Source organism: Mycobacterium sp. (assembly GCF_049608025.1).
In the GTDB taxonomy this organism is placed as follows: Bacteria; Actinomycetota; Actinomycetes; order Mycobacteriales; family Mycobacteriaceae; genus Mycobacterium.
In genome coordinates, this window is the sequence record NZ_JBMYXC010000047.1 from 20,800 (window position 1) to 27,353 (window position 6,554).

General features: G+C 65.7%; 7 protein-coding genes. 3 read left to right on the forward strand and 4 right to left on the reverse strand.

What is annotated here, in order from left to right:
* Position 1: 1 nt before the first annotated feature.
* From ACPGXI_RS14150 to ACPGXI_RS14165, 4 genes are read right to left on the reverse strand one after another with little or no spacing between them, the layout of a single operon-like run.
* Positions 2–1,288: a cytochrome P450 gene (locus ACPGXI_RS14150; RefSeq protein WP_526653936.1), complete on the reverse strand. Its 1,287-nt coding sequence runs from the start codon at positions 1,286–1,288 to the stop codon at positions 2–4.
* A gap of 43 nt (positions 1,289–1,331) precedes the next feature.
* Positions 1,332–1,784, reverse strand: coding sequence for an SRPBCC family protein (locus tag ACPGXI_RS14155; protein ID WP_526653938.1), 453 nt, complete (start codon positions 1,782–1,784; stop codon positions 1,332–1,334).
* A gap of 45 nt (positions 1,785–1,829) precedes the next feature.
* On the reverse strand, positions 1,830–2,888 hold the full coding sequence (gene speB / locus ACPGXI_RS14160; RefSeq protein ID WP_526653940.1) for an agmatinase: 1,059 nt from the start codon (positions 2,886–2,888) through the stop codon (positions 1,830–1,832).
* A 42-nt stretch (positions 2,889–2,930) separates the two neighbouring features.
* Positions 2,931–3,353, reverse strand: coding sequence for an acyl-CoA thioesterase (locus tag ACPGXI_RS14165; RefSeq protein ID WP_526653942.1), 423 nt, complete (start codon positions 3,351–3,353; stop codon positions 2,931–2,933).
* 73 nt (positions 3,354–3,426) lie between these two features.
* Here ACPGXI_RS14165 and ACPGXI_RS14170 point away from each other — a divergent pair, with 73 nt between their 5' ends.
* The 3 genes from ACPGXI_RS14170 to ACPGXI_RS14180 all read left to right on the forward strand — a co-directional run.
* Positions 3,427–4,389, forward strand: a complete 963-nt coding sequence (locus tag ACPGXI_RS14170) for a threonine ammonia-lyase (protein ID WP_526653944.1) — start codon at positions 3,427–3,429, stop codon at positions 4,387–4,389.
* Between the two features lie 107 nt (positions 4,390–4,496).
* Positions 4,497–5,867, forward strand: a complete 1,371-nt coding sequence (locus ACPGXI_RS14175; protein ID WP_526653946.1) for a DUF7159 family protein — start codon at positions 4,497–4,499, stop codon at positions 5,865–5,867.
* 343 nt (positions 5,868–6,210) lie between these two features.
* Positions 6,211–6,554, forward strand: a 344-nt coding sequence (locus ACPGXI_RS14180; protein ID WP_526653948.1) for an Ig-like domain-containing protein, incomplete at its 3' end; no start/stop codon positions are given.

Below are 6,554 nucleotides of genomic sequence, written 5' to 3' on the forward strand. Positions count from 1 at the left end.
GCTACACGCTCCAGGCCACCGGCAGCCGCTTGATCCCATGGATGAAGGCCGAATGCAGCCGATCGGGTTCCTCGGTCGCGTGGATGTCGGGAACCCGACGGTGCAGTTCCTCGAACACCACCGCGATCTCCCGGCGCGCCAAATTGGCACCTAGGCAGAAATGGGCACCGCCACCACCGAACCCCAGATGTGGGTTCGGCTGCCGGCGAACGTCGAACATCCACGGATCGACGAACTTGGACTCATCGCGGTTGGCTGAGTTGTACCACAGCGTAACTTTTTCTCCCGCAGACATTTTCACGCCGCTTAGCTCCGTATCGCGGGTAAGGGTGCGACGCATGTATGCCACAGGTGAGGCCCACCGGACGATCTCCTCGACCGCGGTGGGCGCTACGGCGTCGAAGGCCGACCACCACAGTTCGCGTTGCTCGGGATAGCGGCTGAGTGCGAGTACACCGTGGCTGATGGCGTTGCGAGTGGTCTCGTTTCCCGCGACCACCAGCAGAATGAAGAACGAGGCCACCTCCGCCGAGCTCAGCTGCTCACCGTCGAGTTCCGACTCGACCAGGCTGGTCGTCAGATCGTCGCAGGGGCGTTCCCGACGATCCTCGGCGAGCCCTTTGGCGTACGCGCCGATCGCCATTGCCACGGAGACGAGATCGTCGAAATCCGTCGCGATGCCGGGGTCGCCGAAGCCCAGGATCACGTTCGTCCAATGAAAGATCTGGGCATGGTCCTGCTCGGGTATGCCCATCATGTCGCAGATGACCTGCAGCGGTAGCGGGCCGGCCAGTTCCGAAACCAGTTCACCGTGCCCGTCCGGATGGGCGGCGACCATCTCCTCGACCAGTCGACCTGCGCGTCGCCGCACCGAATCCTCGATGAGCGCAAGCACTCTCGGAGTGAACGCGCTGCGGACGATGTTGCGCAGCCGACCGTGCCGTGGGTCGTCCATCGCGATCATCGAGCCGAAATATTCATTGAGCTCGGGGCTCTGGTCACCGATAGTGATGCCGAGTGCCGAGCTGAAGATCTCAGGGTGTCGGCTGGCATAGAACACGTCGTCGTAGCGGGTGAGTGCCCAGTGCCCGGCGACCTCTGCGCCCGTGTTGAGGACGAATGCCTCGTGGAACGTGGTCGGCGCTTGGCGGCGCAGAGTGGCGAACGCGCCGTCGCGGATGTCGTCGTCGAGGCCCCAGAAGTCCCAACTTCCCAGGTCGATGTCACGCAGCGGGATTTCAGGCGGCGGGATCCCATTGGTTCGGGTGACACCCAATCTCACGCCCATGCCCGCCAAGCCTAGCCTTCCGGTCCGGCCTCGTGGCCGAATATCAACCCTCTGCGACCGCCTTGATGCGCTCCAACGTCTTACGCATATCCCGAATGTTGCGGCGCCGGCGGAGCTGACCCCCCAGCAACGAATACAGCGCCACCAGCGGGTTCTCGATCAGGTGGAACGACTCGGTGACCTCGGTGCCCGAACCCGACGGTGTCAATCGATAATGCCAGTTGTTGACCGCCCGGTCACCGGCGAGCACCTCGAATCCGAACTCCCGGCCGGGCTCGCAGGCGGTGACCCGGCAGGTCGTCCAATAGACCGGGCCGATCTCGTTGCGCCGAACGTGCCCCCGGAATTTTGCGCCCAGCGCGGGCCCGGTGGCGCCGTCAAGCCATTCCGCCTCGAACGTCTCCGGAGAGAACTTTCCGGTGTTGCGAATGTCGGCGATCAACTCCCAAATGCGCTCCGCTGGTGCCGCCATGGACACCGTCACCGAACCCTGCATCGTGGTGCTCCTCTCCCGCTCGATTATGCGCGGCCTGCATCCATGTTATGCCGGGTGATTGGGATCTCGATACGACCGCGCGGGCGGCCCGGGCTCAGCCTGGGCCGCATCCCTGCGCCGAGCGGCCATTCCCGCAAGTGCCTCGAACGCCACCCGGTGGGCGGCGTTGACCGTCAGTTCGGCATGGTCATAGGCCGGTGCCACCTCGACGACGTCGACGCCGACGACGTCGTGCTCGTAACACAGTTGACGGACCATTCGGAGCAGGTCCACGCTGGTGATACCACCGGGCTCTGGGGTACCGGTGCCCGGCGCGTGCGCCGGATCGAGCACGTCGATGTCCACTGAAACGTAGAGCTTGTCGGCTTTGGCGAGGGCCTCGCCTACCGCACCGCGCATGACTTCCTTGAAGCCGCGGTCCCAGATTTCCTGCATGGTGTGCCAGGTCATGCCCTGCTCGAGCATCCACTCGAACGTGTCCTGGGGAGGCCAGTATCCGCGCAGGCCGACCTGAACGAAATGCGTGCCCGGTACGGCGCCCGATTCAATCAGCCGGCGCATCGGCGTGCCATGGCTGGCGAGGTTGCCCTCGATCTCGTCTGCGGTGTCGGCGTGAGCGTCGAAGTGCACGATGCCGACGTTGCCGTACCCGTGCACGTCGGCGACCGCGGTGGCGGCCGGCCAGGTGATCGAATGGTCACCGCCCAGGATCACCGGGACGATGCCGCGCTCGGCGAGGGTATGAACGCGTTCGCGAATGTTGTTGTGCGACAATTCGGTTTGACCGTGCGGACAATACGCGTCGCCGAAATCGATGACCTCCAACCAATCGAAGATCTCCAGTCCGAGGTCCAGGTGGTAGGTGCCCGGTTCGTAGGCCGTCGCGCGGATCGCGCGCGGACCGAACCGCGCCCCCGGCCGATTGGTGGTCCCGATGTCGAAGGGGGCGCCGACGATGGCCACATCCGGTTTCCACGCGTCGAGTTGTTCGACCTCGGTGAGCAGGGGACGGTGACCAAAAGACACCAAACCGGCGTAAGCCAGGTCGAGTTGCTCCGCCATCCCCGGCGGAATCTCGCGGCGATGGTCGTGATCGTGGCCCATGGGAAGACCGTACCGCTGATCAAGTCCACGAACTGCTCGATATCAGCTAGTTGCCGAACGTTTTAGTGCTTCTCGCAGCGTCGGGGGAATCGGCCGCTTCGCCCAGTCCACGGTCGACACCACGACATAGACGTTGTGTCCTCGTATGGCGATCTGCTCGTCGGCGCCGGGGGCCCTCCGGCGAACGCCGAACGCGACCGTGAAGCTCGTCGAGCCGATCCGCGTGCACTCCGCGGTGACCCGCACCTCGTCGCGCCACCGGACTGAGGCCAGGAAGTCGATCTCACTGTGCACCACCTGGAAGTCATAGCCACCCGTCACCAGATCTGGGTAGCCGACCCCCAGATCATCGAGGAACCCGGTGCACGCCTCATCGAACCAGGTCAGATAGTGAGCGTTGAACACCACACCCTGTTGGTCGATCTCGGCGTACCGCGGCACAATCGGTAGCGAATACGCGCTCACAGCGCTCACCCTAATGGGGGCAAATCCGCCATCGTCGAGCCCACTTCGGCGCAGCGTGTATGAGACTCAGGCTATGAAGCTCGTGACGATCGATGACATCCGCGCTGCTGCCGAACGGATCCGACCCCATGTCGTGCGCACTCCGCTACTGGCGGCGCGGTGGGGAGACGGCGATCGACCCCTGTACATCAAACCCGAAAACCTACAGCCCGTCGGCGCATTCAAGGCGCGGGGCGCCTTCAACGCCGTGGCTGTCGCCACCTCCGGAGGTGCGAAACCGGCCGCGGTCGTGGCTTACTCGAGCGGCAACCATGCCCAGGCGGTGGCCTACGCGGCAGCCAACTACGGGCTGCCCGCCCACATCGTGATGCCCGAGGAAACCCCCAGGGTCAAGGTGCATGCGACCCGCGAGTACAGAGCGAACGTCGTGCTGTGCGCCGCAGGCGAACGGGAAACCGTGGCAGCCCGGATCGCCGCCGAGACCGGCGGCCTGATGATTCCCCCCTTCGACCATCTCGACGTCATCGCCGGGCAAGGCACTATCGGCCTAGAAATAGCCGCTGACCTGCCGTTGGTGCGCACTGTTCTGATTCCGGTCAGTGGCGGCGGACTCGCTTCGGGCATCGGCATCGCGCTCAGGGCACTCTGCCCGCAAGCCAAGATCTTCGGGGTCGAGCCTGAGCTGGCCGCTGATGCCACCGAAGGCCTGGCTCGGGGCCACCGGGTGAACTGGCCGGTCGAGGATCGCAACCGCACTATCGCCGACGGATTGCGCTCACAACCTTCGGCTCTCACGTTCGCCCATCTAGAGCAGGTCCTCGACGGGATGATCACCGTGTCGGAGCGTGAAATCCGTTCCTCGGTAAGTGAATTGGCACACCGTGGCCATTTGGTCAGCGAACCCAGCGGAGCGGTCGCGCTGGCTGGCTACCGTCAGGGCTCAACTCCGTCGGGACCCACCGTTGTGATCCTGTCCGGCGGGAACATCGAACCGCAGCTACTGAGTGAAATCCTGGCCGAAGAAGCCCCCAGCTGATTCAACAGATGTGCAATTACAGGTTACGGGGAGGTAACGGGTATGGTCTCCCGAGATTGCGTCATATGGACCCGTCGGGGGACCGAGGGCGACCAAAGGAGTGTTTTGTGGACGCGGTACTGGGCTTATCGGTGACACCTTCTGCCGTCGGTTTGGTTTTGGTGCAGGGGCAGGATTCCGACGGCGAAACGATGGACGGCACAGGATTCGAGGTCGACGCCAGCGGGTCGTGGAATGCGGTTCAGGCATCTGAACAGGCGATTGAGGCGGTCCTGCGCGCCGAGGCGATCGCTGCAGACCGTGGACACCGAGTGCAATCCATCGGCGTGACCTGGAGCGACAAGGCCGACGCCGAGGCTGCACTGTTGCTGAAGTCGCTGAGCGATTCCGGCTTCGGCAACATCGTCCCGGTTCGGCTGTCAGAAGCCACCGATGCGCTGGCCCGGGGCATCGCCGAGGTCGCCGGCTATCGGACCACGGCGGTCTGCGTCATCGAACCCGAACACCTCATCGCGCTGGTGGTGCAGACCCAGCAGGGCGCTGTGCAGACCGCGGTCAACCATTCTGTGGTTACCGAACAGGATCTCGCCGGTTGGTTGAGCACGGTGTTCACCATGGCCGACTGGCGACCCGAAGCGCTCGTGCTCGTCGGCTCCGCCGAGGATCTCGACGGACTGCGGCCCATCCTCCAGGAGGCGCTGTCGGTGCCCGTGTTCACCCCCGCCGAGGCGAAGCTCGCGCTGGCGCGCGGCGCGGCCTTGGCGTGCGCCCAGAATGCGGAATTCAGGTTCGACAACTCGGTCCGGGCTGTCGTCGGGGATGGCCTCTTCGACAGCGCCGGGAGTAGCGCCGGGGACTCCGCCGGGAACTTCACTGCCGATACCGAGCAGCCCACCCCCCTGCGACGTGGAGCCCGCCACCGCACACAGGTGGGCCCGGCAGCCGCACTGGCCGCCGGAGTCGTCACCTTCGTGGCGTCAGCCTCGGCGGCACTGGCCCTGCAGGCCGCCCCCGAGCGATCCGACCCGCAGGCTCGCGCGACCATCGACGCGTCCGCGCGCACTCCCGTCGCGGTCCGGGGCACTGCGCCCGCGCCGCCGCAGCAGTCGGCGCCGAAGCTTGAGGCCGCACCTCTCGCTGCCCCCGAGGGAGCGCAGCCACCCACTGCCGAAGTAGCGCCTGCCGAGGTAGCGCAGCTACCGACACCGCTGGCCGCCCCGGTCCCGGATGCTCGGCAGATTTCTCAGGAAGCAGCGCTCGCGGCAGAAATGAGGCTGGAACCCGAAGTCCCCGCCGCCCTGCCCCCGCTGGACGTGCCGCCGGCACCGATCGGCGCCGCGCCGCCCGACTTGATGACACCGGACGCGGTCCCGCCGCAGGAACCGCCCGGCCTGGTGCAGCGGATTCGGGATCGGCTCTCCGGCGTTGACGAACCGCCAGCGGACGTGCCCCCGCCGCCCGGAGCGCCGCTGCCGTAGTGGCGGCAGGCACCGCACGGTGCCGCGCTCTCCGTCGCCGCGATGTAAGCCCGGCGACCGCTGCCACAGCAGCGCTGTCCCCATCGGCTGTCAGAACGTATAGCCACCTACCAAGGACCCACGAACCAAGGACCCACGAACCAAGGGCCCACAAACCAGGGCACGCAAACCAGCCTGCGGACCGTCGCGCGCGGCCCTTCGCGGCGCTACCCGGCCGTGCTGGACGCGCCATGAAACGTTCTGACACCCGATTTCGATAGCAGATCAGAGACAACCAACAAGAAAAGTCCAGATTCAGAGCGCGACTTCACCGCCCGCGCCGAACAGGCATTAGGATGGCAATGTGCTCAGCGCCCGTCTGCAGCGAACTCAGTTCCCGCGCAGGTTCATGCGACGTCTCGGGGCGGTGATCGCCGCTTTCGTCATGCTCACGGGGCTGTCGACAGTCGTACCGGTCGCCTCAGGCTCAGCCGTCTCAACTGCGCCGGCAACAGTCGCGAGCGTGTCACCCGGACCGGGTCAAACGGTCGGCGTGGTCCACCCGGTCACCGTGACCTTTACCGACGCGGTCGACAATCGCGCCGCCACGGAGCGGGCAATCACGGTCACACCCGCAGGCATGTCCGATCGGGCGTCCGGGTCATTCACCTGGCTCGACGATCGCACTGTGGAATGGAATCCGGCGGA

Bases quoted from the DNA above. Each gene is read 5' to 3' on its own strand.
- ACPGXI_RS14170 (WP_526653944.1), top strand. From the start codon at position 3,427: ATGAAGCTCGTGACGATCGATGACATCCGCGCTGCTGCCGAACGGATC.
- ACPGXI_RS14150 (WP_526653936.1), bottom strand. From the start codon at position 1,288: ATGGGCGTGAGATTGGGTGTCACCCGAACCAATGGGATCCCGCCGCCT.
- speB (WP_526653940.1), bottom strand. From the start codon at position 2,888: ATGGGCCACGATCACGACCATCGCCGCGAGATTCCGCCGGGGATGGCG.
- ACPGXI_RS14155 (WP_526653938.1), bottom strand. From the start codon at position 1,784: ATGCAGGGTTCGGTGACGGTGTCCATGGCGGCACCAGCGGAGCGCATT.